Annotated in this window: 42 protein-coding genes and 1 tRNA gene; 38 read left to right on the forward strand and 5 right to left on the reverse strand. The window is 68.0% G+C overall.

Going from position 1 to position 25,992, the window contains the following annotated elements; all coding sequences use genetic code 11:
* Positions 1 to 121: 121 nt before the first annotated feature.
* The gene (locus tag L324_RS42000) at positions 122 to 277 is read left to right on the forward strand and encodes a tetratricopeptide repeat protein (RefSeq protein ID WP_081736640.1); all 156 of its coding nucleotides are present in this window, start codon (positions 122 to 124) and stop codon (positions 275 to 277) included.
* Between the two features lie 145 nt (positions 278 to 422).
* On the opposite strand, the gene L324_RS40040 is transcribed toward L324_RS42000, so the two are convergent.
* The gene (locus tag L324_RS40040) at positions 423 to 713 is read right to left on the reverse strand and encodes a hypothetical protein (protein WP_051174401.1); all 291 of its coding nucleotides are present in this window, start codon (positions 711 to 713) and stop codon (positions 423 to 425) included.
* A gap of 476 nt (positions 714 to 1,189) precedes the next feature.
* On the opposite strand from L324_RS40040, the gene L324_RS40045 reads away from it, so the two are divergent.
* The gene (locus tag L324_RS40045) at positions 1,190 to 1,480 is read left to right on the forward strand and encodes a hypothetical protein (RefSeq protein WP_037321434.1); all 291 of its coding nucleotides are present in this window, start codon (positions 1,190 to 1,192) and stop codon (positions 1,478 to 1,480) included.
* A gap of 249 nt (positions 1,481 to 1,729) precedes the next feature.
* Positions 1,730 to 2,281, forward strand: coding sequence for an HD domain-containing protein (locus L324_RS42005; RefSeq protein ID WP_081736641.1), 552 nt, complete (start codon positions 1,730 to 1,732; stop codon positions 2,279 to 2,281).
* Here the strand turns inward: L324_RS42005 and L324_RS40050 are convergent.
* Entirely contained in the window at positions 2,269 to 2,745 is a 477-nt protein-coding gene (locus L324_RS40050) for an NUDIX hydrolase (protein WP_037321437.1), read from the reverse strand. The genes L324_RS42005 and L324_RS40050 overlap by 13 nt on opposite strands.
* A gap of 16 nt (positions 2,746 to 2,761) precedes the next feature.
* Positions 2,762 to 3,496 (reverse strand): helix-turn-helix domain-containing protein, encoded by a 735-nt coding sequence (locus L324_RS42010; protein ID WP_081736628.1) that lies wholly within the window; start codon positions 3,494 to 3,496, stop codon positions 2,762 to 2,764.
* A 174-nt stretch (positions 3,497 to 3,670) separates the two neighbouring features.
* Between L324_RS42010 and L324_RS40055 the strand changes: the two genes are divergently transcribed.
* Entirely contained in the window at positions 3,671 to 3,883 is a 213-nt protein-coding gene (locus tag L324_RS40055; protein WP_037321438.1) for a hypothetical protein, read from the forward strand.
* On the opposite strand, the gene L324_RS40060 is transcribed toward L324_RS40055, so the two are convergent.
* Complete coding sequence (locus tag L324_RS40060; RefSeq protein WP_037321791.1) at positions 3,880 to 4,197, reverse strand: GntR family transcriptional regulator; 318 nt, start codon at positions 4,195 to 4,197, stop codon at positions 3,880 to 3,882. The two genes, L324_RS40055 and L324_RS40060, sit on opposite strands and share 4 nt — an antisense overlap.
* A 115-nt stretch (positions 4,198 to 4,312) precedes the next feature.
* Between L324_RS40060 and L324_RS40065 the strand changes: the two genes are divergently transcribed.
* From L324_RS40065 to L324_RS40215, 33 genes are all read left to right on the forward strand, one after another.
* Complete coding sequence (locus tag L324_RS40065) at positions 4,313 to 4,630, forward strand: hypothetical protein (protein WP_037321440.1); 318 nt, start codon at positions 4,313 to 4,315, stop codon at positions 4,628 to 4,630.
* Positions 4,630 to 4,830: a hypothetical protein gene (locus L324_RS40070; RefSeq protein WP_051174405.1), complete on the forward strand. Its 201-nt coding sequence runs from the start codon at positions 4,630 to 4,632 to the stop codon at positions 4,828 to 4,830. The genes L324_RS40065 and L324_RS40070 overlap by 1 nt, the downstream gene beginning before the upstream one ends.
* A 64-nt stretch (positions 4,831 to 4,894) precedes the next feature.
* On the forward strand, positions 4,895 to 5,611 hold the full coding sequence (locus L324_RS40075) for a hypothetical protein (RefSeq protein WP_037321443.1): 717 nt from the start codon (positions 4,895 to 4,897) through the stop codon (positions 5,609 to 5,611).
* Positions 5,611 to 6,114, forward strand: a complete 504-nt coding sequence (locus tag L324_RS40080; protein WP_037321445.1) for a hypothetical protein — start codon at positions 5,611 to 5,613, stop codon at positions 6,112 to 6,114. The genes L324_RS40075 and L324_RS40080 overlap by 1 nt, the downstream gene beginning before the upstream one ends.
* Before the next feature lie 49 nt (positions 6,115 to 6,163).
* The gene (locus L324_RS42650; RefSeq protein WP_152547149.1) at positions 6,164 to 6,394 is read left to right on the forward strand and encodes a hypothetical protein; all 231 of its coding nucleotides are present in this window, start codon (positions 6,164 to 6,166) and stop codon (positions 6,392 to 6,394) included.
* Between the two features lie 80 nt (positions 6,395 to 6,474).
* Positions 6,475 to 6,981 (forward strand): NUDIX domain-containing protein, encoded by a 507-nt coding sequence (locus L324_RS40085; RefSeq protein WP_037321447.1) that lies wholly within the window; start codon positions 6,475 to 6,477, stop codon positions 6,979 to 6,981.
* Positions 6,982 to 7,019: 38 nt separating this feature from the next.
* Positions 7,020 to 7,238: a hypothetical protein gene (locus L324_RS40090; RefSeq protein WP_152547150.1), complete on the forward strand. Its 219-nt coding sequence runs from the start codon at positions 7,020 to 7,022 to the stop codon at positions 7,236 to 7,238.
* A gap of 213 nt (positions 7,239 to 7,451) precedes the next feature.
* Positions 7,452 to 7,664 (forward strand): hypothetical protein, encoded by a 213-nt coding sequence (locus L324_RS40095; protein ID WP_037321451.1) that lies wholly within the window; start codon positions 7,452 to 7,454, stop codon positions 7,662 to 7,664.
* 153 nt (positions 7,665 to 7,817) lie between these two features.
* Entirely contained in the window at positions 7,818 to 8,234 is a 417-nt protein-coding gene (locus tag L324_RS40100; RefSeq protein ID WP_051174407.1) for an SsgA family sporulation/cell division regulator, read from the forward strand.
* A complete protein-coding gene (locus L324_RS40105) occupies positions 8,231 to 8,434 on the forward strand; it encodes a hypothetical protein (protein ID WP_037321453.1) in 204 nt (67 codons plus the stop codon). The genes L324_RS40100 and L324_RS40105 overlap by 4 nt, the downstream gene beginning before the upstream one ends.
* Positions 8,435 to 8,611: 177 nt before the next feature.
* Positions 8,612 to 8,935, forward strand: a complete 324-nt coding sequence (locus tag L324_RS40110; RefSeq protein ID WP_152547151.1) for a hypothetical protein — start codon at positions 8,612 to 8,614, stop codon at positions 8,933 to 8,935.
* On the forward strand, positions 8,932 to 9,108 hold the full coding sequence (locus tag L324_RS42950; RefSeq protein WP_161780912.1) for a hypothetical protein: 177 nt from the start codon (positions 8,932 to 8,934) through the stop codon (positions 9,106 to 9,108). Before L324_RS40110 ends, L324_RS42950 begins: the two co-directional genes overlap by 4 nt.
* Before the next feature lie 58 nt (positions 9,109 to 9,166).
* Entirely contained in the window at positions 9,167 to 9,625 is a 459-nt protein-coding gene (locus L324_RS40115; protein WP_037321458.1) for a hypothetical protein, read from the forward strand.
* 2 nt (positions 9,626 to 9,627) lie between these two features.
* On the forward strand, positions 9,628 to 9,846 hold the full coding sequence (locus L324_RS40120; protein ID WP_037321461.1) for a hypothetical protein: 219 nt from the start codon (positions 9,628 to 9,630) through the stop codon (positions 9,844 to 9,846).
* A complete protein-coding gene (locus L324_RS40125) occupies positions 9,843 to 10,163 on the forward strand; it encodes a hypothetical protein (protein ID WP_081736629.1) in 321 nt (106 codons plus the stop codon). Before L324_RS40120 ends, L324_RS40125 begins: the two co-directional genes overlap by 4 nt.
* Positions 10,150 to 10,464, forward strand: coding sequence for a hypothetical protein (locus tag L324_RS40130; RefSeq protein WP_037321463.1), 315 nt, complete (start codon positions 10,150 to 10,152; stop codon positions 10,462 to 10,464). Before L324_RS40125 ends, L324_RS40130 begins: the two co-directional genes overlap by 14 nt.
* The gene (locus L324_RS41130; RefSeq protein WP_152547152.1) at positions 10,457 to 10,795 is read left to right on the forward strand and encodes a conjugal transfer protein TraH; all 339 of its coding nucleotides are present in this window, start codon (positions 10,457 to 10,459) and stop codon (positions 10,793 to 10,795) included. Before L324_RS40130 ends, L324_RS41130 begins: the two co-directional genes overlap by 8 nt.
* Positions 10,792 to 11,988 (forward strand): hypothetical protein, encoded by a 1,197-nt coding sequence (locus L324_RS40140; protein WP_037321465.1) that lies wholly within the window; start codon positions 10,792 to 10,794, stop codon positions 11,986 to 11,988. The genes L324_RS41130 and L324_RS40140 overlap by 4 nt, the downstream gene beginning before the upstream one ends.
* Before the next feature lie 105 nt (positions 11,989 to 12,093).
* Positions 12,094 to 14,397, forward strand: a complete 2,304-nt coding sequence (locus tag L324_RS40145; RefSeq protein WP_037321467.1) for an FtsK/SpoIIIE domain-containing protein — start codon at positions 12,094 to 12,096, stop codon at positions 14,395 to 14,397.
* Between the two features lie 265 nt (positions 14,398 to 14,662).
* Positions 14,663 to 15,103, forward strand: coding sequence for a hypothetical protein (locus L324_RS40150; protein WP_037321469.1), 441 nt, complete (start codon positions 14,663 to 14,665; stop codon positions 15,101 to 15,103).
* Positions 15,104 to 15,224: 121 nt separating this feature from the next.
* Positions 15,225 to 15,611, forward strand: coding sequence for a hypothetical protein (locus L324_RS40155; RefSeq protein ID WP_037321471.1), 387 nt, complete (start codon positions 15,225 to 15,227; stop codon positions 15,609 to 15,611).
* Entirely contained in the window at positions 15,608 to 16,264 is a 657-nt protein-coding gene (locus L324_RS40160; RefSeq protein WP_037321473.1) for an HNH endonuclease family protein, read from the forward strand. The genes L324_RS40155 and L324_RS40160 overlap by 4 nt, the downstream gene beginning before the upstream one ends.
* Positions 16,265 to 16,282: 18 nt before the next feature.
* Positions 16,283 to 16,885, forward strand: coding sequence for a hypothetical protein (locus L324_RS40165; RefSeq protein ID WP_037321476.1), 603 nt, complete (start codon positions 16,283 to 16,285; stop codon positions 16,883 to 16,885).
* An 85-nt stretch (positions 16,886 to 16,970) separates the two neighbouring features.
* Positions 16,971 to 17,300, forward strand: a complete 330-nt coding sequence (locus L324_RS40170; RefSeq protein WP_037321478.1) for a hypothetical protein — start codon at positions 16,971 to 16,973, stop codon at positions 17,298 to 17,300.
* Positions 17,301 to 17,309: 9 nt separating this feature from the next.
* Positions 17,310 to 17,621: a hypothetical protein gene (locus tag L324_RS40175; RefSeq protein ID WP_037321802.1), complete on the forward strand. Its 312-nt coding sequence runs from the start codon at positions 17,310 to 17,312 to the stop codon at positions 17,619 to 17,621.
* Positions 17,614 to 18,513: a bifunctional DNA primase/polymerase gene (locus L324_RS40180; protein WP_037321480.1), complete on the forward strand. Its 900-nt coding sequence runs from the start codon at positions 17,614 to 17,616 to the stop codon at positions 18,511 to 18,513. The genes L324_RS40175 and L324_RS40180 overlap by 8 nt, the downstream gene beginning before the upstream one ends.
* A complete protein-coding gene (locus tag L324_RS40185; protein WP_037321482.1) occupies positions 18,510 to 19,028 on the forward strand; it encodes an AAA family ATPase in 519 nt (172 codons plus the stop codon). The genes L324_RS40180 and L324_RS40185 overlap by 4 nt, the downstream gene beginning before the upstream one ends.
* A 44-nt stretch (positions 19,029 to 19,072) precedes the next feature.
* Positions 19,073 to 19,357, forward strand: coding sequence for a hypothetical protein (locus tag L324_RS40190; RefSeq protein WP_051174410.1), 285 nt, complete (start codon positions 19,073 to 19,075; stop codon positions 19,355 to 19,357).
* Between the two features lie 125 nt (positions 19,358 to 19,482).
* Positions 19,483 to 19,779 carry a hypothetical protein gene (locus tag L324_RS40195; protein ID WP_037321485.1) on the forward strand — a complete coding sequence of 99 codons (297 nt, stop codon included), beginning with the start codon at positions 19,483 to 19,485 and terminating at the stop codon, positions 19,777 to 19,779.
* The gene (locus L324_RS40200; protein ID WP_037321488.1) at positions 19,779 to 21,368 is read left to right on the forward strand and encodes a DNA cytosine methyltransferase; all 1,590 of its coding nucleotides are present in this window, start codon (positions 19,779 to 19,781) and stop codon (positions 21,366 to 21,368) included. Before L324_RS40195 ends, L324_RS40200 begins: the two co-directional genes overlap by 1 nt.
* Positions 21,369 to 21,406: 38 nt before the next feature.
* On the forward strand, positions 21,407 to 23,038 hold the full coding sequence (locus L324_RS40205) for a hypothetical protein (protein WP_081736631.1): 1,632 nt from the start codon (positions 21,407 to 21,409) through the stop codon (positions 23,036 to 23,038).
* Positions 23,039 to 23,368: 330 nt separating this feature from the next.
* Positions 23,369 to 23,530, forward strand: coding sequence for a helix-turn-helix transcriptional regulator (locus L324_RS40210; RefSeq protein ID WP_499698324.1), 162 nt, complete (start codon positions 23,369 to 23,371; stop codon positions 23,528 to 23,530).
* Positions 23,527 to 24,933, forward strand: a complete 1,407-nt coding sequence (locus L324_RS40215; RefSeq protein ID WP_037321493.1) for a tyrosine-type recombinase/integrase — start codon at positions 23,527 to 23,529, stop codon at positions 24,931 to 24,933. The genes L324_RS40210 and L324_RS40215 overlap by 4 nt, the downstream gene beginning before the upstream one ends.
* A 155-nt stretch (positions 24,934 to 25,088) precedes the next feature.
* Here L324_RS40215 and L324_RS40220 read toward each other — a convergent pair.
* Positions 25,089 to 25,162 (reverse strand) — tRNA-Leu (locus L324_RS40220).
* Positions 25,163 to 25,335: 173 nt separating this feature from the next.
* Between L324_RS40220 and L324_RS40225 the strand changes: the two genes are divergently transcribed.
* Positions 25,336 to 25,950 carry an ANTAR domain-containing response regulator gene (locus tag L324_RS40225; RefSeq protein WP_037321496.1) on the forward strand — a complete coding sequence of 205 codons (615 nt, stop codon included), beginning with the start codon at positions 25,336 to 25,338 and terminating at the stop codon, positions 25,948 to 25,950.
* Positions 25,951 to 25,992 lie beyond the last annotated feature (42 nt).

The raw sequence follows: 25,992 nt of genomic DNA on the forward strand, positions 1-25,992 counted from the left end.
ACCAGGACGACGCAGATGTCAACGCGGTGTCGAACACTTACCTCTGTAGTGCATCCCTGGCGAAGATCTCACCGAGTTTCAAGACTGCACTGCATGCAAATGCGATGCCTCTCAGGTGTAAATTAAGTGGTCTCACCTCGCGGGGCGACTCGACGACGCGATCACGCTGCACCAGCAGACTCTCACCGACTGCGAGCGGGTTCTGGGGCCTACACACCCCACGACGGAAACCGTTCGAAACAATCTTGCTGTCGCTCGAAGTAGCGAAGCTGGCTAGCTCTGGCGCCCACCTGTGCCGCCTGCCTCCGGAGGGCTGAACCGCGTGCTACTTGCACAGGGGTCCTGACCTGTGCATATGTCGAGTATGGAGTGCTGACCAACGCGGGTTTGGGAACACATTGGGAACTGACGGCACCTTGGCGTCAGCTGGAACGTGGCTTGAGCGCGTTCGAGAGGACCCATTGGCGGTGCCACGTGGCCCCCTCGCCGGGCGTACCGAGCGGGAAGGTGACCCATCCAACCCAGTGCCCGGTGACCGTGGCTGCCCATGTGCTCAGCGTCCCGGGCACGGTCTCGGTCAGATCGAGTCCGTCTGGAACCGACTCCCGCGGGGCGTCGATCGGGAAGACCAGGCGCAGGTCGACCCACACGGGCTTGGGCGGCTCGACCGCGTGCCCATACGGGACATTAGGAGACCTTGCCGAGTCGGACATGTGTTCGATTATGCATCCGTGACCCCTGTGCCGTCTCTCTACGGCGAGCTGGCAGGAGGTGGAGGCGCGCTCTACAGAGAGTGATCAATCCGAGCGCCAGGCAGACTCATGGGGGCACGTATACGAGGAGGCTCCTAGGAAACCCGGGAAAACAAACCCGCAAACCCGGAAACCCGGAAAACCTCCTTTGAGCTGCTTATATGCCTGCGGGTTTACATACGATCCAAAACTTCCAAACCCGCAAACCCGAAAATCTACCAATGTAGAATTAAGAGTGTTTGTGCAGCTCAGCGGCACATCTTGGCCGCTCTTGACGCTGCGAGCGTGGCGTCGAGTGGTGGACGATGGACACTCAAACGCGCCGTCCACCACCTGTCAGCCTACTCAGCCGACCACTACGAAAAGTCACCGTCGGAGTTAACGGGTCATCGCCTGCGGACCGTCGACTCACGCGAGCAGAAGGATACGATCGCACCATGCCTGAAGAGGAGTTGGCGCAGCGCGTGGCCCGTCTCGAACGCCAGGTGGCCGACCTGGCCGAACGCTCCGCCGACGCGGCGGCATCGCGCGTACTCGCGGCTGGCGCGGACCGGGACGTTGCCGAAGTGCGTGCGGAACTGCGCGCTCACACGGGAACACTCAACGCCCTGCGTGAGGACCAGAACGACCTCCGTGACGAGATGCGCCGCGGTTTCGCCACAGTGAACACCTCACTACAGCAGATCGTCACCCTCCTTGAGGCGGCCGGCCGGGAAAGTGGCAAGTAGTCCAAGCGCAAGGAGATGCAGTCACACGACCCCGGACCCACTCGGTCCGGGGGTGTTTCGCGTTCAGGATCGCAGGCGTAGGGCGTCCGACAGAATCCACTGCCGATGGGCGTGCCGCCGCCCGCCGCGCCATTCCCCCAGGTCAAAGGGTTCTAGACACTCTGACGTGGTCGATGTTGATGCTCACGGAGGGAGACGGCACTGATGCAGTACATCCCGGAGCCAGGGGGGCCGGTAGCGTCGTCGGGCATGGGATTGCCCGATGACGCACGGCGTCTCGCTGAACAACTCGTACAGCCACTGGGGCGCCGGTGGGTTCATGTTCAAGCCGTCGCTCGTCGTGCTTCTGTCGTGGCACCTGCGGTCAAAGAGTCGGACCAGGCCACGTTGGTCGCTGCCGCCTGGCTTCACGACATCGGCTACGCCCCTGCGATCGGTTACACGCAATTCCATCCGCTCGATGGTGCTCGCTACCTGAAGGCGCAAGGGTGGCCGGCTGAGGTGGTCAACCTTGTCGCGCATCATTCCGGCGCGCGGTTCGAAGCGGCGGAGCGTGGCATGGAGGAAGAGCTTGCCGAATTTCCGTTCGAAGACAGTGCGCTCCTCGATGCTCTCGTAACTGCAGACCTCACGACAGGTCCGGCTGGCGAGTCCCTAACTTATGATGAACGGATTGCCGAAATTCTGCGTCGGTATGCCCCGGAAGATCCAGTTCACCGCACCTGGATCAAAGCGGGCCCGGTACTCAAGAAGGCGATCGAACGTACCGAGTGCCGATTGGCTGATGCTCAACCGAGGTAGGGAGTCTTGCGCTCCCTGTCCAGTGCGTGCTCGATCCGAAGTCGCATGGATGGGTGAATATTTAAGTCATCCAAGGCGTTGGAGGATACCCAACGGACGTCCTTTGTTTCGGTGCCGTCCTCGCGGGGTTGTCCACCGGTCCATCGTCCTTCAAAGCAAAGCGAAAACTGCTGCCTCACCTCTCCGTCGTCATAAGCCATGACGTGTCGAGGGTCGGTGTAAGTTCCAACGAGTCGGACTATCTCGATTTCCAGCCCGGTTTCTTCTTGGACTTCTCGGACTGCCGTGTCGGTGATGCTCTCCCCGGCATCATGGCCGCCGCCGGGGAGAGCCCAGAGGTCGTTGTCCACTTTGTGGATCAGCAAGATCCTGCCTTGGTCGTCGAAGATTGCAACTGTGACCGAAGGGACTACGCTGTTCGCGGCCGGAGCCTTCGGGTCATTAAAGTAGTCAATTCGTGCCATTGTGACTCTTAGGCTCCTATTCGGGTTTGCCGATCAACCAAATCCGTTCAAATGAACGCATGTAGTGCTGCCAAATCGGACCGTTCTCTGTTTGCTTGTAGTGCATCACAGGACTCTGTCCGGCCAACGCTCCATGTGCGTGACCGTTCACGAGTAAGTTGTCATCAAATCTGTAAATCGAGTTGTACAGGATGGTTCCATGCGTGCGAATTTCAACACCTTCAACGTCCGAGAGGTCAGATAGGTATCGCCGCATTAGCTGAATGCGTCCTTCTAGTCCCCCGGGGGTTCCTTCGTCAATTGCGCGCTGGATGACTGCCGGTGACTTTTCGTCGCCGACAAGTAGTCGAAACCGTGCTCCTTGTGCTGCCTTACGTCGGACTAGGGGTATTAGGTTGTACTGCTCAACCAAAAAAGCGCCCGAGAATACAAGTACATCCATTTCGCGTTCGACGCCGTTTAGAAGTGATTCCCAAATCGCTCCAGTCATCGCCGAGCGAGATGCATACAGGTGAAACAGTTCGCTTTCTGTCTCCGCTGGCCGGGGGTCGCTCGCGAGTTCAGGCCAGATGTCTTCTTCGCGAACCCCAAGCAGCCTGACGAGCTGATGGCGGGTCCGCCTGTGTGGCCGACGTTCCTCGTCGCTGATCCAGCGTTCAACGGTCTTCTGGTGTGTATCCAGCTTGGTTGCCAGCGTCTCCGGCGTGAGGTTGGCGGCCAGCATTGCGGTCCTTAGTCGGTCGTTCGCCATGGCTGGTCACCTCTACCTGCTCGCGGGACGTTTGGGACGTTTTGACGGGACACTTCGTGCCAGGGACGTCTTGAAGTGACCTTGGAAACGTGGTTTTGGCGTCCCATTACCTGCGGTTTTCTTAGGTCAAGCCGGACGACACCAAGATCCGGATGAGCCAACGAGGAGCACCCGATGCCCCGGAAGTCCACTCCCCAGGTCATGTCCATGAAGTCTGGTGGCAGCATTGCCAAGAAGATCCTTCTCGGGCTTGTCGTACTCGCTGTAATCGTGATGGTCATCAAGTTCCCGCATGACTCGGCTGAGATCGTCGGCGATGCTCGCGACAACGGTGAAACCGTCGTTGACGGCCTAGTGGCCTTCTTTCGGGCGCTGGGCGAGAACTAGTGACGTTCAAGCTGCTCGATCCGCCGCTTCAGGTCCGCCAGTTCCTCGGCAAGCTGCTCGATGGTGATCGACTCCTGTCTCGCCGCTGGCGTGTTGCTGACGAAGACCCCGATCGTTGGCCGGGAGACCAGAAGCCCCTCGTCCTGCAGTAGTCGCAGGGCTCGCTGAATGGTGCCAACTGCGACCCCGTGTTTGGCGACAAGCTCGCGATGGGGCGGCAGCTTGTCATCCGGCTTCAAAGTTCCACGTCGAATCTCGTCGCGGATTTCATCCGCGATCGCTTCGAACGGTGCTCTTCCCGCACTGGTGCCCATGGCTTCGAGGATACCCCGATGAATCATCTTGCCCTAGTTCACTCGAACGGCCGATGGTCCATTGAACTAGGTTGAACTAGCTTGAGTTTAGTCAAAGACCGAGAGGAACTTTCCAATGAGGACTGCACGACCGACCCGCCGCCGGATCGAAGCGAACTTCGGCGACCTCGGGTCTGATGCACTGGCGGCGGCCGATGAGGTAGCCGCGGTAGCGGATTTGCTGGCGGACCCGGCTTACGAGGTGTTCGACCTGCCGGAATTCGACTTTGAGACGCGGACGCTGGCGGAGTTCGAGGCGACGATTGTCCCGGTGGTTGACCAGATGGCTTCGGTGGTTGAGCTGTCGTCTTGGCCGCTCGGTGGGGTGTCGGGTTCGGGTAAGTCGTCGGCCCACTTGCTCGCGCAGCTTCACGGCTTCGGCGAGGTGGCGTGATGGGCGCCCGCCTGTTCGTCCCGGCCGCGTTCGCCGACATGTTCGCGTCGATGCCGCCGAAGACGGCGCCGGCCGCGCGGTGCCGGGAGTGGCTGGAGGCCACGGTGACCGCGCTCCGTTCCGAGATTCCCGGCCCGCACGGTATGCAGGCCCTGCGGTTGATCCCGCTGCTGGTGACCGTCCGGAACACCTGTTTCTGAGCTGACTCTCCGCTCATTTTTCCTTCTATTTCCCGCTTTCTCGCATTGTTGTGGAGGTACCGCCATGCCTGGATACGCCACCCCGGCCGCCGCGATCGCCACCCGGTTCCGTGATCTGGCCGCTCTGCTGACCCGTAACGCCACGATCCTTGAGACGTCTGGACTGCCGGACGAGGTCGTGTCGCCGCGGTCGACGGTGTACCGGGACGTGGCCGTCAATCTGGCGTCGCTCGCCGCAGTTGAGGTGGAGCAGGCCGCGGGCAACCCGCTGGTGCTCCCGCTGCGCGCCGAGGATGCCGAGGCCCTGGTGACCCGTCGGTTCGAGCGGCTGGCCGACCAGTTGGCCACCAACGCCCGCGTCGTCACCAACGGCACGTCGGAGCCGGTGATGCGCCGCCGCGCCACCGTGTACCGGGACGTGGCCACGCAGCTCCGGATGCTGGCGCGGCACGAGGCTGACGAGGCCATGGCACGCCGGATGCGGGCCCGCCGCCAGGCGATGACGGCGATCAAGCTGGTGCCGAACCAGATCGCGCGGCAGGCCGCGACCCGCGCACCGCGGGTGCGAGCGGTGTTCGTCGAAGCGCTGGTGGACGCGATCGCGAAACGGCGCCGTCAGGGCTGGTCGGTGGCCCGACTCACCCTGTGGCTGCGCACCACGCTGCGGGATCCGCAGACCGACCAGGTGCACCCGTGTGCCCAGAAGTCGTTCGTGTCCTACGTGATCGCGCTGCTGGCCGGGGCCACGACGCCCGCGTCGGCCGGACGGGTGGTGGCGTGATGCGACTCCGTGTCCGCCGCGACGAACCGATCCGGACCGCGACTCGCGCCTACCGCGACGCTGACCGCCGGTCGGTGCGGATCATCAGGGACTACCTGCCCGCCGCCGGTAGCGGGTGCGACCGGATCGCGGCGCTGAACTGGCTGGCAGGCGAGGAGCACTACCTGGCGGAGCTGGTGCCGCTCGGCTCCCGCCTCACCGGCGACGACGCGGTCCAGGCCCGGATCCAGGACCATCTCTGGACCGCTGACCTGGCCGGGATGATCGCCACCGCCGAACATGCCGCCGGTCACCGTCTCGGCTACCGGTTCGGCGGGTACGGGCTGGAGGCCGACAACTGGACGGTCTCCCTGCTCGGCACCTACGCCACCACCGGAGCCCTGGCCGGCCGGGCCGCCGTCCTCGACGCGCTGGCCACACACCTCCGCCACCGCGGCTACAGCGACCGCGTCATCGGCACCGTCGCCGCGATCGCCGACGCCTACCGCCGCACCAGTCGCTGAACCCCGTTCCTGCCAGCTCCTTTCCCTCGAATCACCTCAGGAGGACATCGTGCGACCGGTTTTCGACAGCAGCCACCGGGCTGTCCGGGAAGGAATCTCCAAAACCAGGATGGAGCTGCATCAGGTGGTGATGGCGATGAACAGCATCGCGGACTCCTACGACGCCGGACTCCGTCCCGCCGACATCGCCAAGAGCCGCCAAGGCTTCCTCGGGTCACGAAACCCCAGTGCCCAGCCCGCGTTCGTGTCCTGGGTCTTGCGGCAAGCGGGCCGTATCTGACGCCGCTGTCCCCGGCCGGTGCTTGATCCGGCCCCGCACCACAGCAATCCGCACTGTCCACTATGGAAAGGAGTCAGGTCATGGCGAGGGTGAGGTACTGGGCCGCCGCGCTGGCGGGTCGGGTCGCGACCCGTCTGGATCGCCGCGCACCGGTGTTCTACGCCGCCGATGTGGTGTTGTTCGCCCACCGCGCCGGTGTGCCGTACGTGCTGCTGATCGAACGCGGGTGGAACCCGCACCAGGGCAAGGCCGCGTTCCCCGGCGGGCACGTCGATTCCGGGGAGACCGCGCTGGCGGCGGCGCGGCGGGAAGCGGTCGAGGAGACCGGGCTGGACCTCGATCGGGTGCCGCTGCGGCTGGTCGGTGTCTACGACACCCCGGGCCGTGATCCACGTGGCCGCTACGTCGGTGTCGCCTACGCCGCGGTACTGCCCACGATGCCCGCGCCGATCGCGGCCGACGACGCGGCCGCCGCGCACTGGGTCCCGCTGGCTCACGCGCTGGAGACAGCGAAGCGGGGCGGCTTCGCGTTCGACCACGCCGACATCCTCGCCGATGCCCTGGTCGTGACCGGCGTCGGCCGCTGATACCCGGAACACCCACCACCTCAACGAAAGGACACGTCGTGGGGAAACGAGTTCGCGCATCACAGGTGACCGTGCTGCTGGCGGCGATCACGGAGGAAGACCACGCCTTCGGCAAGGACTACATCGACAGCCCCGACGGTCTGGCCCGCGCGGCACGGGCGTCTTCCGTACTGACCCGGGCCCTGCACAACTCGACCACCGAGGAGCAGAACGAAGCCCTGCGCCGGTACCGGAAAGCGACCGGCACCGGCCGCTGAACGTCTGGCCACACCGCACATCTCGCCACCCGCATCCCATCAAAACTGACAGTAACCGCAACCTCACTAAAGAAGGTGGGACTGACAGTCCCAGTTACCTGCTGGTAGCGCCGCTACCTTGCCCGCAACGACTTCCGGTTCGCGGTTCATCCCGCCAAGAACGCGCCGCGATCCGGGGAGCACCACCACCAACCCACATCACAGGAGGACGTCATGGGTTTTCTCAAGAGCAGCGCGAAAACGCTGGACAAGACCGCCGATTTCCTGGCGAAGGACCGTAAGAAGAGGGTCGATCCGGGCACCGTGTCGCCGAAGGTGTGTTACGGCGGCTGTGGCAGCAAGGGGAAGAAGCTCTACGCCGGATACGGCCACTGCGGAGCTGGGATCTGCCGCCAGATCATCACCAGCCGCATCCTCAACGGCTAGACGGCTGCCCGTCAGCCTGGCGCACGTCTCGCAGCGCCCGCACGTAGAGGGCCCCGGTCCGGTGGTTCATCCCGCCAAGAACGCGCCACCGGGCCGGGCCTTCCCACCAACCCACGCCGCCCATGAGGCGGCCATCAACAGGAAGGGTTTCCCATGCTACCCACCATCGTTGAGACCACGGCCGAGGTGATGGCCGTCGACCTGCAGCAGGTCACCGCCAGCACCGGCGCCGAGCTGCTCTACGACGCCTCCGACCCCTGGGCCGTCACCCTGATCGTGCACACCGGCAGCCGCGGCCGGGTGCACTGGATGTTCGCCCGGTCCCTGCTCACCGACGCGGTGGTGGCCGGCGGCGCGTACGGCCGGGTCGGTGACGGCGACGTCGGGATCATGGTCCGCGGTTCGCACGTGCTGCTGGAACTCACCTCGCCGTCGGGGCGCGCGATCCTGCGCCTGCCGCGCGCCGACGTCGACCGGCTGCTGGACGAGGCCGAACAGCTCGTGCCCGAGGGCAGCGAAACCGTCGACTGGCGCCGGGAACTGGCGCTGCTGGCCGGTGAGGACGCGTGACCCGCACCATCGGCGACATGTCCGGCATCGTCGAACCGGGCGACACGATCAACATCGTCATGGTCGGCCCGGACGGGATGCCGACCGGCGTCAGCTACGCGGCGACGGTCGACAAGAACGGCCGCTACCGGGGTCAGCAGCACGTCACCGCCGGACGCGCGAAGGTCGCCACGATCAACCGCCCGCCCCGTCGTCGCTGACCACGCGTGGCCCTCACGCCACCGCAAGAACTCACTTGGTGTTGCGCCGCAACGGCTACGGCCACCACCACCTCCCGGCCGCCCTCGAACACCCCGGCCCGGACGGCGAACACCGCCCCATCCGCATACACGACTAGTACGCCGGTCACCGGCGGAAAGGACACCACCATGTCTTCGTTGTCCGAGATCATTGGCCACCTGGCGTCGATGTCCGACCGCGTCCCGGTCGGGCTGCTGGAGGCGGCCGCGCAAGCCGAGATGCCCGACAGCGCGCGGCAGGCGGACCAGGAACTCAACGCACTGGCCGGGGAAGTGCAGCAGGTGATGGGCGAGGTCGGCGGTTCCGCCGAGATCACCGGTCCGCTGATGGAGGCCAGCGCGAAGCTCGAACAAGCAGCCGAGGCGTACGGCGCGGTGAAAATGTGGCTGGGGGACGCCCGCGACGCCGCGTTCCGCGCCCAGCAGGCGATCGGGAACGCCGTCGCCTACCACACGCGATGAGCCGCGCCGACACCACGACCGACGCCGTTGTCGAGACCACTGTGGACGGTCTCGTGCTGGCGATCGACGCCGACTGTCCCGCCTGCGGTGGTCCGGAAAGGACGTTCACCGTGTCCACCGGCCTCTACGGCTGTACCCGCTGTGCTCACACCTCGTTCGAGCGTGACCACTGACCACTGCTCATCCACGACCGGCCGCGACGACGTCGCGGCCGGGAAAGGAGTGCTGAGCATGACCGAGCACGACCAGCGTCTGTTCTCCGACAGCATCGAGGGCTGGAGCCCTGACCCCGGCGACCCGACACGGTGGGCGAACACCGTCCGGATCGACACGGTCGCGGACTACCAGGCCCACTCCATCAGCGGGATCACCCCCGCCGACACCGTGTACGCCGACCACGGCGCGCACCGGTACCTGGTGGAGATCGACACCCACTACAAGCCCGACCGCCCCGGCCCGTACCCGGTGCGGCTGACCCGAGTGGACGCGCTCCGCCTCGCCGCCGCCGTCCTGGCCGCGGTGGACGACACGTTCAACGCCGCCACGGTCGGCGCGCTCCGCCCCGCCGAAGCCACCGAACTGCTCGCGTTCGTCGACGAGGTCGCCGACCGGCTGGCGGTGCTGCGCGAGCACGCCGAGGCCGACGGCGGCACCCGCCCGATGACCGACCCGACATCCGAGGAGTGCTGACCATGAACGGACCCGCCCACTATCGCGAAGCCGAACGTCTGCTGACTGTCGTGCAGAGCGATGACACCCGACGTCTCCACCCGACCGACGTCGCCAGGATCAACGGGCTCGCTCAGGCACACGCGACGCTGGCGCTGGCGGCCGCCACCGCATTGTCCGGCCGCATGGACGCGGCCACGGCGACGGCCTGGAGCACCGCGGCGGGGGTGAAGCGGTCATGACCCCGGGTGGCGCGCGACCGTCCACACCGGACGCGCTGGCACTGAACCCGACAGCCGCGTTGCTGCTGACGTTGCTGGAGCGGCGCGGCACGTGGGCGTTGTGCAAGGTGTTCGGCGCGTTCGCGCTGTTCCTCGCGCTGCATCTGGTGCGGATCCCGCTGGTGCTGCTGGTGCGGGTGCTGGCCGGGGTGATCGGCCGGGTCGACGGCTACACCACCCGCCAGATCACCACCCCGCCGCGCGGGCCGATCAACCATTACTACGACCCCGTCACCACGATGACGGGGAGCTGGGAGCAGGCGCATGTTCGGACGTGACCACAACCGTTTCTATACGTCCTATGTGGACGCGTGGCGGGCGGCGGCCGTCTCCGATGCCGCCTACGCGATCCGCCGCAACGTGATCGTCGCGGCGACGCTGGTGGCGCTGGATCTGCTGGTGTTGGACGGCAACTGGCTGACGTGGCCGGTCCGCGCCGTCCTGGTGTGGCTGGGCTGGAACAGCGCCGGGTGGTGGTCGTTCCGCCGCAAAATTCGCCAGGGCCGGATCTTCCCGCCGGAACAGCCCCGGGCACAGTTCGGCGGCCCGGACGAGGACAGGGGGTGGCGCCATGGCTGAACACGGTTCAGGCGAGCAGCGACAGCAGCAGTGCCGTACCCGGCAGGAGGCGGCGGTGGCCTGGGCGGCCACCCACGCCGGGGAGCTGGCCGGCGTGGGTGTCCCGCTGATCGGCGGGGCGGTGTGGTCGCCCTGGCTGTGCCTGCTCTCGGTCCCGGGGGCGGCGGCGTGGGTGGTCAGTGAGCTGCGGTTGCGGCGCACCACCCGCACCGCCCGCACCGCGATCACGAGCGCGAACCCGGGCGAACCGTCCACCATCCCGGCGGCTGAGCAGGCCGTCGGCACCGGCGAGCGGGCCGGGACCACCGAGCGGAAGGAGGCTCACCGGTGACCACGACGAATCTGGATCACGACGACAACGGAGACCGGGAGCACCGGGAGTTCTCGACGGGGCTCACGGCGCTGGAGAAGCACCTGGCCGACATCGCGGCCCGATCCGCCGTCACACCCCCGCCGACCCCGCCGGAACCGTCCACACCGGATGGACCGCAGGACAGCGGCCCCGCCACCCCCGCGGTGGCAGGGCCGTTTCGTCGGCGGCCGGGCTGGACCCGGCGCGTCCGGCGCCGTGTCGCCGAACACGACGAGGCGCACCGGCTGCTGAGACTGGAGGCCGATTCCGCGCCGTTCGAGGTCACCTCCGACAAGGTCCGCACCCGCCGCAAGGCGGTGAAGGAGGCCGCAGCGCTGGCGGAGCTGGACCGTGACCCTCAGGTGCTGGCCTACCGCGACGCCCGGATGCTGCGGCTGATCATCCAGATGGCGATGGTGTCGCTGGTGCTGGCGCTGGCGTGGTCGACCGCCGGGGTTCAGGACTTCGCCGCCGAAGGCGCCCCGGTGTGGTCCCCGCGGTGGGTGTTCGCGTGGCTGGCCGAACCGTTCTGCAGCCTGGCGCTGCTGATGGTCGTCGGGGCCCGCGCCTACCTCATCACGCGCGGCCACCGGCTGGAGGACCCGAGCCTGGACCGGGCGGAATGGGTGTTCCTCGGGCTCACGCTCGGCATGAACGCCTGGCCGCACCTGCCCGGCGTCACCGACGTTTTCACCATGTCCGGGCTGGTCCTGCACCTGCTCGGGCCGATCGTGGCCACCGCCGTGGTCCGGGCCCTGCCCCGGCTGGTCGCGGCGTTCCGGCAACTCGCCCTCGACCTCGTTCCCGACAGCCCGGCGGTGGCCCCGTCCGGACTTGAGGGGGGAGGGAGCCCGGACGAGGCCGCCGCCACGGACGCTACGCCCGCCGCGCCCAACACGGAGACGAAACCGGCGGAATCCGCGACCACGCGGCCGTCCCCGGCTCGCCGGACCACACCGGTGAAGCGGTCGGCGCGGGCGACGATCCCGGAGCCCAAGCGCCGGGGCATCACCGAACTGCGCGCCGAGTTCGAGGCCGCACTCCAGTCGCGGCCGGACGGGTTCGACCCGGCCAACGGCGCGTCGATCATGCGCACGCTCAAGTGCGCGAAGAAGTACGCCACCCAGCTCAAGTCCGAGTACCTCAACCGCCCGTCCGGCGGTGATGCCTGACCGCCCTCCCGCACAGTCACCGGGCAGGGCCGACCACACCTGTCCCGGTGCGGTCCGGCCCTGCCCTGGTGCTGCACGAGTCCGCACCGAAAGGGACCACACGCGATGAACCCCACCGACCACAACGACACCCCGGAGTTCACCACCGAGACCGCCGTCGAGACCGCGCGGGAGTCCGCCGCGACGGCGGCCGAACTGGCCACCGTGCACCCGCTGCGCGCCCGTTCCGACCAGCACGAGTCCGCCGACGCGACCGGCGGCGAGTCCGCTCCGCAGGTGGTCGAGGGCCGCATCATCACCGAGCACGAGTACCGGCTGCTGACCGACCAGAAAGCCCAGCGGGACTGGCGCTACGCCGAGTACCGCAAACAGGCCGCGTGGCTCGTCCGGACGACACGGACCGCCGTAACGCACGACCGCACGGTCTCCACGTTGAAGTTCGTCGGCCGCAACGCGCTGGTCTATCCGACGCTCGGGGCCGGCGTGGCGTTCAGGCGGTGGCGCGACACGCACGGCTCGAACCGCTACGAGCGGATGATGCGGGCGGCGGAACTGACCGGGGACCACGACAAACTCGCGGACTGGGAAGCCCGTGATGTGGCGGAGAAAGCGCGCCGTCACGACCGGGCGATGGACTGGGTGCGGTCCCCGTGGCAGCTGGCGAAGGCCGCGGGCGCGGTCACCGTGTGCGCGGCGGTGCTCCTGCTGGTGCTGGGGCTGATCCTGTGGGTCGGCGGCAAAGGCGAGTTCCTGGGCCCGATCACCGCCGTGATCGACGCGATCGCGTTCGCGGTCTGGTTCGTCATTACCTACGGGGCACTGCTGGTCACCGGCGTCACCGCCGGGGTGGTGACCTGGCTGTGGAACCTGGGACGCACGTCGCAGGCGATCCCCGACCTGTTCCGCCCGGCGTCGCAGCGCAACCTCGACGACGTGATGATCACCCCGTCGATCGTGGTCACCGCCCTGCGTGACCTGCGGATTTCCGAACTGCGCCGCAAGATCGAGGCGATGGAGGACGGCGGGGCGGCGATGCTGTCCCCGATCCGGCTGGCCGGCTGCGGCGTGGAGTTCGACATCCACCTGCCCTCCGGGGTGGACACCGAAGAGGTCAAGCGCAAGCGGCGGAAGCTCGCCGAGAACATGGGCCGCCACGAGCACGAGGTGTTCCTGACCACCCCGCCCGCGCCGCGCACGGTGCGGGTGTGGGCGGCCGACTCCGGGGAACTGGACAAGCCGATCGGGCCGTCTCCGCTGGTCACAGACCCGACCCAGACCGCCGACCTGTACACCGGACGCGCTCCGTGGGGCATGGACCTGCGCGGGGACGCGGTACTCATGGCGCTGCTGCAATGCCACCTGCTGATCACCGGCCTGTCCAAGCAGGGCAAGACCGCGTCCCTGCGGGCGCTGGCGTTGTGGCTGGCCTTGGACCCGTCGGTGCAGCTCTACATCGCCGACCTCAAGGGCATCGGCGACTGGCGGATGTTCAAACCGGTCGCCGAAAAGCTGATCGAAGGCCCCACCGACGCGCACTGCATCCAGGCCACCGAAATGCTGGAGTGGGGCGTGAAGGAGATGGAGCGTCGTCTGATGGCCTTCGACGGCGACAAATACCGCAACGGTGTGCCCCGTGAGCTGGCCAAACGCGGCGGACCGTTCGCGCCGATCGTGCTGCTGGTCGACGAGGCACAGCAGGCGTTCATGAATCCCGCCAAGGATGACCAGAACAACCCCTACGGCGGGCAGACCAGCAAATCCCGCTACTTCATGGCCGCCCGCAAGATCCACAACCAGGGACGCGCTGTGAACGTCGTGCTGTGGCAGGGAACCCAGGACCCCACCAACGACAACCTGCCCAAACTGGTCCGCGAAGGCGCGCACATCCGCGCCGCCCTGGCGCTGGGCACCGAGTCCCAATCCCGGATGGCCCTCGGGGACAAGGCCGTCGACGGCGGCGCCGCACCCCACGAACTGCGCTCTGGCCTGGACAAAGGCACGTTGGTGGTCTCCGGGGAAGGGGTTCCGCTGCCTCCGGGGCAGCCGTCGATGACCGTGCGCACTCACTTCATCGACGGCGACGACTCCGTCACCGTGATCGACCGCGCCGTCGCCATCCGGGGCGGCGCCACCGCCGGGAAACCGCAGGTCGAGGCCCCGCCGGAGCGGGATCTGCTCGACGACGTGGCCGACGTCCTGGCCGGTGAGGATGTCAAGGCCACCGACGTCGGCGCCCGTCTGCGGAAGCTCGCGCCCGGCCACGAGCCCTATGCCGGGATGACCGCAGAAAGGGTCAAGGAAGCCCTGGAAGCGGCAGGCGTACCGGTCCGACAAAAGCAAGGAACGCTCACTGTCCGTGCTCGTCATGTCGCGAACGCCCTGGCGGACCGGGCCGAAGAGGGGGAGTAGCACACACTCACCTGGACAGCGCGAAAAGCGGGGGTTTCCGGGTCGCCACGGGACGGATTCCCCCGCTCCCCTTCTTCCCCTTTTAGATCATCGCCGCTGATCAGGTCGGGGGAAGCGATTGGGGGAGGTAGGAGAAGCAAATCCTTCTCCTTGGCCGGGCTTCCCCCGCCGACTCCCCTCCGATTCCCTTCCCTGTTCCCCTCGGTCATGTCCCGCCGGACTGGCCAATCCGGTAACTAACAGTGATTTTCAAGGAGGTTTTGTCATGGGGTTGTTCAGTCCTGCCCGCGATCCGGAGGACCCGCGTCAGATCGCGACCGCTGTGCACGAACTCGGGCACGCGTGGGTGTGGAAAGACGCCGGGTTCACCATCACCGAGATCCGCTTCACCGGGGACGAAGGCTGGGTGAGCGTCAAGATCCGCGAGAAGGACTGGGACCACAAGTCCGCGCGGGACTACGCGATCGGCTGCTGGGGCGGGTTCGAGGCCGAGGACCGGTGGCTGCGTGAACACCGGATGGGCCGTGCGCACCGCGGCAACGCCGCACACGACATCAAGAACTTCAAGCACGTCACGCGCAAGCTCGAACCCGCGCTGTCGGAGGGAAAAGCGCGGTCGATCGCCCGTGACCGCGTCGCCCGCCGCTGGTCGCAGATCGTGCGCCAGGCCCCGGTCCTGGTCCGCGACAGCCGCATATCCCTCTGACCGGACTGTCCCCGATCCGCGCGGGTTCCGGCCCTACACCACCGACGTCCGCCGGACCGGCGGCTCGCGCACGACCCCCTGCCGGTCCGGCGGAACCCACCCACAGCAAGGGAGTGTCCCGATGTTCCTTCCCATGCCCGATCTGGCCGTCACCGACGCCTATGCCTGTCTCGGGGTCCGTCATCCCAGCGTGCTGGTCCACGCCGACGGCAGCGTGTTCGCGGTCGGGTTCACCCGGCCCCACGTCGCCCGCGACGCGATCGGCGCCGCCGCGCTCGACATCGGGGTGCCGCTGCCGACGCGGGACGACGCCGGGGTGTTCCGGCTGGCGTGGTTCGCCTACACCCACGCCCTGCGCCACGGCGACCCGATCATGCGGCGCGCCGCACCCGGTGAGGACGGGGCGTTCCCGGTGATGGTGTGGCGTGCGGTCGACATCGCCACCGCCCGCGCCGTGCAGGCCGCCGAGATCGCCGCGCTGTCCAGTGGGCTGGCGGTGGCGGCGTGATCGCCCGCACGATCGGCACGCTCGCAATCGCCGCCACGGTTGCCGCGACCCCGGCCGGATGTCAGCACCCGAGAACCCCGGCGGGCACGACGTCCCCGCCGGCCGCCGCCCGCGACGGCGGCACGGTCCGGATCGACCCGGGCGCCGTGCGCGCAACGCTGGCCGGGCTGAAGGTCGCCGTCGAGGACACCGGCAACGTCTACCGGCGGGCCGAGTGGCCGCACTGGGAGACCGTGTCCGGGGCGTGTGACGCCCGTGAGCACACGCTCAAGACCCAAGGCACCGCGGTCACCACCGGCCCCGGCTGCACGGTCACCGGCGGCCGGTGGGTCTCGCCGTATGACGGGATCACCGTCACCGACGCGAAATACCTCGACGTCGACCACGTCGTGCCGCTCGCCGAGGCCGCCCGGTCCGGCACCCGCGGCTGGTCCCGCACCGACCGCCAGCGCTACGCCAACGACCCGCGCGTGCTGATCGCGGTCACCGCGAAGTCGAACCGGTCCAAAGGGGACTCCGATCCCGCGAAATGGCTGCCCGGGCGGGACAAGTGCGGCTACCTGGCCCGCTGGGTCGAGACCAAACGCGCCTACCGGATGACCGTCGACCAGGCCGAGCACGACGCGATCGACTCCGGTCTCCGCCGCTGCTGACCAGAAGGAGAAACGACCATGCACGAGCTGTACGAAGAGGTCGCGTCGGCGGCCGGGGTGTATCAGCCGCTGCTGGTGCCGCCCGCCGGAACCAGCCGGGCCGACGCCGTCCGGCTCCTGGCCGCCGCCTGCACCACGCGGGTGACGGTCACCGCCGCCATCCACCAATCCGCCGACGGGGCACCGCGGTTCACGCTCATCCGGGATCCGAGCGTCACCGACGGCGCACCAGGCATCACCGACTACGCGCCGATCGCCGCGTCCCTCAAACACGACCACGGCTGGCGGGTCCTGGAAGCCGGTGATCCGAGCATGCCGGTCACGGTGATGCTCGGACTGCGCGAGGGCTACGGCAAGCACGCCGTGGTGCACGAGGCGGCGGAAGTCCTGGCCCTGCTCGGCTTCCACGGTGTCGGCGGCGTGTTCATGACCAGGGTCCACCTGATGTGCGCCCGGCACCTCGACGGCGACGTGGACGTCTATGACGAACCCGGCGTCCTGATCGTCGGCGCCGCGCCGATCCTGCCCGCCGTCACCAGTGTCGCCGCCCGGCTGGCACAGCACCGGTTCGTCGTCACCGACCGGGACCAGAACCGCACCTACGCCCTGCGCCGCCGCTGACCCGTCACCACCCGCACGAACCTTTCCGCGCCCTGGCCGCTCCCGGCCGGGGCGTTTCCGTCCCGCACCCCCAGAGGAGAGCACCATGTCCACAAGCGAGCTACCGCGGAGCCTCGACACCATCACGGGCGACGCCGTCCACTTCGGCGTGAAGGTCGCCGAGATCAACGAGGGTGACGCCGTCTGCGTCTTCACCCACGACCGGCGGCGCGCGCTGGCCGCCGCCGCCCGCCACGCCCGGCTCACCCGGGACGAGAAGGCCGTCGAACTCACCGCGTCGGAAGCGGCCTGGGTCCAGATCACCGGGCCCGGTAAAGAGTGGTGGGCGGAGCCCTGTGCGGCCGAGGCGGTGAACGCGATCCCGGTGACGGTCGTCGCGTGGGACTTCGCCTGGAGTCGCCCCCTGGCGGTGTAGCCGATGTCCATGGGCGGCGGCAAAGGCACCAGCACCCACGCGGCCACCGAGATCACCGAGTGGCTGCGCGACATCGAACACGCTGACCGCGACGCCGCCCGCCAGGCGGGCCGGGTGGTCGCGCGGGCGTGGAGTGATCGCGAGTTCTACGCCTCCGCCACCGCGCTGCCGATCGCGCGGTGCCTGCGCGCATCCCCGGAGATGACCGGGCCGCTGGACGCGGTGCTGGCCCGCCTGGCGCGGCGGTTCTCGGTGCACCTGCACGAGTGCGCCGCCTGGGATCCCAAACCCCACTGGCGAAAGGAGATCGTGGATGAATGACGCCCTGACGCGGGCGGCGCTGGCAATGGCTGGCAGGGGGATACCGGTCTTCCCGCTCTGGCCCGGCACGAAGATCGCCGCCTGGCACCGCCCGGACCGCTGCCCCGGCACCGGAGCCTGCGCCGACGGGCACGCGACACCGGAAGACCTCGCCACCCTCGACCCCGACCGCATCCGCTGGCGCTGGTCCGATCGCCCGTGGAACATCGGCGTGTTCCCGGGCCCCGCCGGCCGGATCGTCGTCGACTGCGACCAGCCCAAGACCGGCGACGGCCCCGACGGATGGGATCAGCTGCGGGCGCTCGCCGCCGACCGGGGCGGGCCGCTGCCGGACACCTGGACCGTCACCACCCCGTCCGGCGGCAGGCACCTGTGGTTCCGGGTGCCGCCCGGGTGCCGCCTGCGCGGCACGGTCAAGCACATCGCGTCCCATGTGGACACCCGATGCTGGGGCACCTACGCCCTCGCGCCCGGGTCGGTGTTCGAAGGCGGCGCCTACGAACTCTTCGACGACACCGACGAAGCCGAGTTCCCGGGCTGGCTGGTCCAGGCCAACGTCGAACACGCCACCACGGCCATCTCAGGGCGCGGTGAGAAGCCCGTGAAAGCGCCGGACGCCTACGTGGCGGCGGCGTTGCGGGCCGAGACCGACCGCGTCCGCAGGGAGCCGCTGGGGCAGCGGAACAAGACGTTGTCCACCGCCGCCTACGCCCTCGGGCAGCTGGTCGGCGCGCACGTGCTCGACGAACACCTCGCCCGCACCGAACTCCAGGCCGCGGTCGCCGCCTGGAACACCCCCGAATCGCGGGTGAAGGACCACGGCGTCATCGAGACCAGCCTGCGCGCCGGGAGCCACAACCCCCGGCGCATCAAGGGAAAGGAGGCCGCGTGACGAGCGCGACCCTGTACGCCACGATCGGCCCGGCCGGGGCCGGGAAAACCACCTGGCGCCGTCGGCACGCACCCACCGGGGCGGTGGTGGTGTCGCTGGACGAGAACCGCGCCGCGCTGTCGCCGTGCGGGTGTTCGGCGAACCAGGCCGTCAACGCCGTCGCCGTCGAGCGCGGTATCGCCACCACCCGGTCAGTGCTCGCGGCGGGCGGGACGGTCGTGTGGGACGTGACCAGCTACCTCCGCCGGTTCCGCGAACGACTGATCGGCCTGGCCAGCGAGTACCGCGCCCGCACGGTCGGGCTGGTGATCCTGCCACCACTGCCGACCGTGCTGGCACGGAACGCCCGCCGCGATAACACCCGCTGCCGGGTCTGCGGGTACGCCCGCCGCGTGCCCGAACAGACCGTGCGGGCCATGCACGACGCCATCACCGCCGCGCTCCCGCACCTGCACACCGAGGGCTGGCACGACCTGCGTTTCCTCGGCCAGTCAGCACCGTCACCGCTCCGCTGAGCGGACAACCACCGCGTCATCCACCGAGATCGAAGGGAACCGTCATGTCTGTGAACGACCGCTGGGACAACGAGATCCGGAACGCGATCGCCAGTCTGGAGCGCCACAAGGGGGACTGGGTTCCCCTGGTCGACCTGCGCCCGAAGCTCGACCGGCGCGGGACGAGCAGGGCCGCGCAGGACAAGCACTTCAAGCGCCTGTCCCAAGAACGCAAGATCCATCTCGTCCCGGAGAGCAACCGCAAGGCGTTGCGGGCCGCCGATCACGCCGCCGCCGTCCGGGTCGGTGGCGATGACAACCACGTCGTCTGCTGGGTCGGCCCACGCTGACCCGCCAGCCCTGAGCGTCCCGCCTGCATCTAGCACGCACCCAGTCCCGAGGGCCCGCGCAGTCATCGGCTGCGCGGGCCCGCTTCGCGCTGCCCGGAAAGCCCGCCCGCACAAGGAGTTCCGTCATGGCTGTCATCGTTCACCGCTGCACCTGCACGCACCTCGACAACGCCCACGCCGCCACCAAGCTCGACGACGACAATCGCCGCTGCCTCATGGCCGGATGTGGCTGCCGCGACGCCCAGCCTGGCGCCCCGGAGATCATTCCCACCTGGTCGACAGGCGCCAATCCGTTCGGTCCCGCGCTGCCGAACCCGGACATCGTCCCGCCCGGGAAGGAAGCTGGCTTCGGACGGGCGTGCGACTGCGACGACTGCCAGGCGCTCTACCGCGCCGAGACCGCCCCGGCGGGGGTGGCTTGATGACGTTCACGACGTATCACGAGTTCGCGGGGTTCGGCGGCGACACCACGGGCGTGCTCGCGGTGCCCGGCACGGAGGGTGTCCTGGCGGCGAACCACGACAAGATCGCGGTCGCCACCCATGGCCTGAACCACCCCGGCATGGACCACTACCGCGGGGACATCGCGAAGGCCGACATCGGCGGGTTCCCGCGCGTGGACTTCTTCTGGGCCTCACCCGCGTGTCCGCCGTGGACGGACGCGCGCGGGCAGAAGCGGGACTTCGACCAGAACCTGCAAGGAGTCCTGTTCGACCCCAAGACCGGCCCGAAGGCGCTCGACCCCTCGGTGGCGCGGGCACGCGCGCTGATGGAGGAGATCCCGCGCTACCTGCGCGCGATGAACCGGCGCGGCAAACCCGTGTTGGGCGGCGTGGTGGAGAACGTCGTGCAGGTGGTGAAGTGGTCGGAATTCAAGCGCTGGCGCCGCGAGATCGCGGCCGAGGGCTACCACACCTGGCTGATCGCGCTCAACGCCATGCACGTCACCGCCCCGGTCCACGGGAAGGTCGCGCAGTCGCGGAACCGGTTCTTCCTCGGCTACTGCCACAAGAGCCTCGGGCGGGTCCCGGACTGGGACAAGTGGCTGCGCCCCAAGGCGTATTGCAGCACCTGCGACGAGATCGTGGACGCGCTGCAGGTGTTCAAGAAGCCCGGGGACGTGATGGGCGTCTACGGCATCCGCAACGGCCAGTACGTCTACAAGTGTCCGCACCGCAAGTGTCGCAACCAGATCGTGGAACCCGAGGTGCTGGCCGCCTCGACCATCATCGACTGGTCCCTGGACCCCGGGCAGCGGATCGGGGAACGCGTCGATGAGCGCGGCCGGCCGGACCCGCTCACGCCGAAGACCATGGCGCGGATCGAGGCCGGGTTGGAACGGCACATGGGCGCGCTGCTGGCCCCGGCCGGGGGCACCTGGCGCCAGCACGCCACGTCGGTAGACGAGCCGCTGCCCACCCGGACCACGCGGGAGACCGACGGGCTGGTGTGCCCGCCGCTGCTCGTCTCCTGCGCGGCGCGGGCCGGGATCGGTACCGCGATCACCGTCGACCGGCCGATGCGGGCCCAAACCTGCCGCCGCGAAACCGCGGTCGTGGTGCCGCCGTTCATCTCCATCCAGCGCAACGGCGGCTCCGCCCGCACCGCTTACCCGGTCGACGGGCCGATCCCGACCGTGTCGGCCGGTGGCAACCACCACGGCTTGGTCGGGCCCCCGACCGACGGCCCGGAGCTGTCACTGCTGATGTCCTACTACGGCAACGGCGGCACCCACCGCACCGACCAGCCGATCGGAACGCTGACCACCAAGGACCGCTACGCCCTGCTCGGGGGCAACGGTCCGCCGGTCGACAAGTGCACCTTCCGGATGCTCGAACCGCACGAGATCGGCGCCGGGATGGGCTTCCCGCCCGGCTACAAGATGTCCAGCAAGGTCAAACGCGCACAGGTGCGGGGCTACGGCAACGCCGTCCCGCCCGCCATGGCCGAAGTCCTCGCCTCGGCGCTGATCGAGACCTTCTCCGGGGAACCCCTGGAACCCGCCGCGTGACCCGACGACGCACCACCCGCACGACCGAAGGAGGCCCCATGTCCACATCCGAACCCAGCAGCACGCCGTCCAGCGCGGGCACGCCGTTGTGGGTCATCGGGGACGACGGCCGCCCGGTCCTGCGAGTCGGTGAGGAGGACCCGGAGATGATCCGGGTCCTCACCCGGGCTCTCGACGGGCGGATCATCCCCGGCAGCTACGTGGCCGACGGCGCACCAGTCGTGCTGGAGGAGATCTCCGGTGCGGCCGGGCCCGTCGCCGCCGACGACGACGCCGCCCTGCCGATCACCGCCTCGACCCTCAAGCCGTCGCTGTTCGCCGCGCTGCTGGCCGAACACGCGACCGTGATGGGGGCGAAGAACGGGAAACCGGCGGAGGTCACCCCGGCCGGGCCCGTGCTGTCCGCAGTGCTCGCCCGCCGATCCTGGCCCGGCCTGCCGGTGCTCAACGGGATCATCTCCACACCGGTACTCCGCCCCGACGGGACGTTGCTGCAGCGGCCGGGATACGACCCGGATACCAAGTTCTACTTGGCCAGCAACAACCACCTCGCGCCGGTCCCGGACAAGCCGACCGCGGAGCAGGTGTCCGCCGCGCGGGAATTCCTCCTGGAGAAGTTCCTCGGCGACTTCCCGTGGCGGACGCCGGCCGACAAGGCCAACTACATGGCCTTGCTGGCCACCCCGCTGGTCCGGCCCTACACCCGGGCACTGTCCCCGTTCGGTCTGGTCGAGGCGTCCATGCCCGGGTCAGGGAAAACCATCCTCACCGGCTGCGTCGGGCTGCTGGTGGGGCAGACCGTGCAGAACTGGACCGAATCGGAGGACGAACTGCGCAAGACCATCACCAGCGTGCTGGCCGTACCGTCCGGGGTCATCGTGTTCGACAACGTCAAGGAGGGAACCGCGCTCGACTCCGCCACACTCGCCCGGTTGATGACCGAACGGTCGTGGTCGGACCGGAAACTGGGCACGAACACCGCCCCGACCTACACCAACGACCGGCTCTGGCTGGCCACCGGGAACAATCTCCGCACCGGCGGTGACATGGCCAGCCGGACGGTGTGGGTGCGGCTCGACCCGGACTGCCCGCGCCCGGAAGCGCGGAGCGGGTTCACCATCCCGAACCTCGATTCCTGGATCCTGGAACCGAAAAACCGGGCGATCGTGCTCCGCCACCTCCTGGTGCTCATCCTGGACTGGACCAACCACGGCGCACCCGAGGCGTCCGGCGCCATTCCGCAGATGCGGCAATTCACCGCGTGGGCCAAACACCTGGGCGGATTCCTCGAACACCACGGAATCGGCCACTTCCTCGCCAACGCCGAATCGGTGCGCGGGCTCGACGAGGACAACGCGGAATGGATGAACTTCCTGCACACCTGGCACGAACTGCACGGCGACCGGCACCTGTCCGCGCAGGAACTCCGCCAGTCCGGCGAGCCCACCGCAGGCACCGACCCCTGGGTCGGGACCTTCCCCACAGACCGTACGGGCAAGCCTCTCAGCACCAAATCCCTGGGCAAGAGGCTGACAGGTCACATCGACCGGTGGCACACCGACATCGTGCTACGCAGCGTCATCGACAAGGGGCGGAACTGCCGCGTCTACTGGACCGAACCGTTCGACCCCACCAAGAACGAGGACGTGTCCGAAAACCGCGACAAGTGATCCTGAACTGCCAAGACATGTCCGGACGTCCTACCGGGTTTCCGGGTTTGCGGGTTTGAAGCTCTCTCTCCCGTATGTAAACCCGCAGGCATATACGCAGGTCAAACACCACTTTCCGGGTTTCCGGGTTTGCGGGTTTGGTTTCGGCCCCCACGCCCTAGACCTCAGGAACTACCCGTGTCACCACGGGCCAGATCAGCTACACACCGTCACAACGAACCGGCTGCCGGGCTGCCACCGGCAGCCGGTTCGCTGTGCCCAATTGAAGGGGCTAACTCGATGTCTCGGACACGCAATTCGAAACGCGCTGAGTGGCTCACCATCGCCGAAGTGCTCGATGAGCTTGGCGGCGGTCTGGCCCGCTCCACTTTCAACGACTGGCGGGCGAAGAAAGTAGCGCCCCGCTGCATCAAGCTCCCCAACAACCAGATCCGCATTCGCCGTTCCGATTTCGAGAGCTGGCTTGAGAGCCGCACCGAGGAGGCCGCATGAGCGAAACCAGTTACGACGTCAAAATCTGGAATATCGAGACGCGGCGCGGAAAGACGAAGACCTCCTATCGCGTGGTGTGGTTCGTCGCCGGGCAGCGTTTCGACGAGAAGCTGGACACCTACGCGCACGCTGAAAGCGTCCGCTCGGACCTGGTGGCCGCCGCCCGGCGCGGGGAAGCGTTCCATTGCACACGAGGGCTGCCTGTGTCGATGCTGCGTAACGAGGCGGACATGCCGTTCTTCGCGTTCGCGTGCAAGTACGTCGATATGAAATGGCCACGTGCGGCGGCGAAGTCCCGTGCCGGTAATGCCGATGCGCTGGCGTCGGCATTACCGGCCATGCTCCGGACCACGCGCGGAAAGCCTGATGACAGGGTGCTTCGCCGCGCGCTCACCGGCTGGGCGTTCAACCTGAAGAGGCGAGATGACGCCAAGACTCCGGAGATTGAGAACGCGCTCAAGTGGGTGGCCGCGAACACATTGCCGACGTCCAGGCTGAGCGATCTCGCGAAGCTGCGCGAGGTCCTGGACCAGATTTCGCTGAAGCTCGACGGCAAGCAGGCCGCGGCCAAGACCGTTGGCCGGAAACGTGCGGTCATCCACAACATGCTGGAGTACGCGGATGAGCTGAAGCTGGTGACGGCGAACCGCCTGTCCGAGGTGAAATGGACAGCCCCGAAGACCGTGCGGGCGATCGACAAGCGCGTGGTCATCAATCCCAGTCAGGGGCGAAAGCTGCTGGCGGCAGTCGGGGCACAGAAGGTCGACACGGCACCGCGGCGTTCGTCCGGCCCGATGCTGAAGGCGTTCTTCGCGGTGATGTACTACGCGGCGCTCCGCCCGGAGGAAGCCGCGATGCTGTCCAAACAGGACCTCCAGTTGCCGGAACGCGGCTGGGGTGAACTGCTGCTGTCCGAGACGGCGCCGATCGCAGGCGCCGCGTGGACGGACTCCGGTGGCCGGCGTGACCGGCGGCAGCTCAAACAGCGCGCGAAAGGGGAGGTCCGCACCGTGCCATCTCCCCCGCCCCTCACCGCGATCCTCCATACGCACTTGGCGGAGCAGGGAGTAGCGGCGGACGGACGGCTGTTCCGGAACCTTGTCGGTGGTGATCTCGCTGAGTCGACGATCGCGAGGGTCTGGGACAACGCCCGACGGGCCGTGCTGACCGAGACCGAGTACACCTCACCGCTGGGCAGGAGGCCATACGACCTCCGACACGCCTGCGTGTCCACGTGGCTGGCTGGCGGTGTTCCGTCCACGCAGTGCGCTGAGTGGGCCGGACACTCGGTGGCGGTGCTGCACCAGATCTACGCCAAGGTGATCGACGGCCTGCAATCAGCCGCGCATCAACGGATCGAGCAAGCACTGGGCTGGACGGAGGGCATGGACGAGGACCAATGACGCCGCCCGATGCCGCGTGCCGCGAAATTTGGGGGCGTATTGGGGGTGACCACTCGTAGAACCCCGGTTTCAGCCGGACACAACCGGACAACACAGCACCGGGCCCTCACCTGGTTTTCCCTGGTGAGGGCCCGGTTTTCGCTGGTCGTCATGAGTGCCCCCGGTGAGATTCGAACTCACACTGGACGGGTTTTGAATCCGTTGCCTCTGCCAGTTGGGCTACGGGGGCGGTGCCCGGTGAACTTTACGGGATCCCGGACGCGCCCCGTTCGCCGGGCCCGGGAGTGTGACGACCGTCTGACGTGGTGAACGCCATCTCGCCGACTGGATCGTTCCCGGTAGGCTTCAGGTTCGCGGCCAGACCGCGAGCCGAACTGCCCGACGACCTTCAGGAGGACCCCGGTGACCGAGCAGGCTGCCGAGGCCAATGGTGCCGTCGCCGCACCCCAGCGGCGGGTGCTCGTGGCCGAAGACGAGGCCCTCATCCGTTTGGACCTCGTCGAGATGCTCCGCGAAGAGGGTTACGAGGTCGTCGGTGAGGCGGGGGATGGCGAACAGGCCATCAACCTGGCCACCGAACTGAAGCCTGACCTGGTGATCCTCGACGTCAAGATGCCCAAGCTCGACGGTATCGAGGCCGCATCCAAGATCACCGGCGACCGGATCGCGCCGGTCGTCATCCTCACCGCGTTCAGCCAGCGCGACCTCGTGGAGCGGGCCAGGGACGCCGGGACGATGGCGTACCTGGTCAAGCCCTTCGCGAAGCGCGACCTGGTGCCTGCCATCGAGCTGGCCGTGAGCCGGTTCGCCGAGCTCCAGGCGCTCGAGTCCGAGGTCGCGGGCCTGACCGACCGGCTGGAGACCCGCAAGGTCATCGACCGGGCCAAGGGGCTGCTGATGAGCCGCCAGGGACTCACCGAGCCGGACGCCTTCCGCTGGATACAGCGCACCGCGATGGACCGCCGGACGACGATGAAGGCGGTGGCCGAGGCCGTCGTCGAGAGCATCGGCGGCTGACGAAACCTCCGGAAAGGGCCACCTCCGTCGATGGAGGTGGCC

The sequence above is a fragment of the Amycolatopsis orientalis DSM 40040 = KCTC 9412 genome, from assembly GCF_000478275.1.
Classification (GTDB): domain Bacteria; phylum Actinomycetota; class Actinomycetes; order Mycobacteriales; family Pseudonocardiaceae; genus Amycolatopsis; species Amycolatopsis orientalis.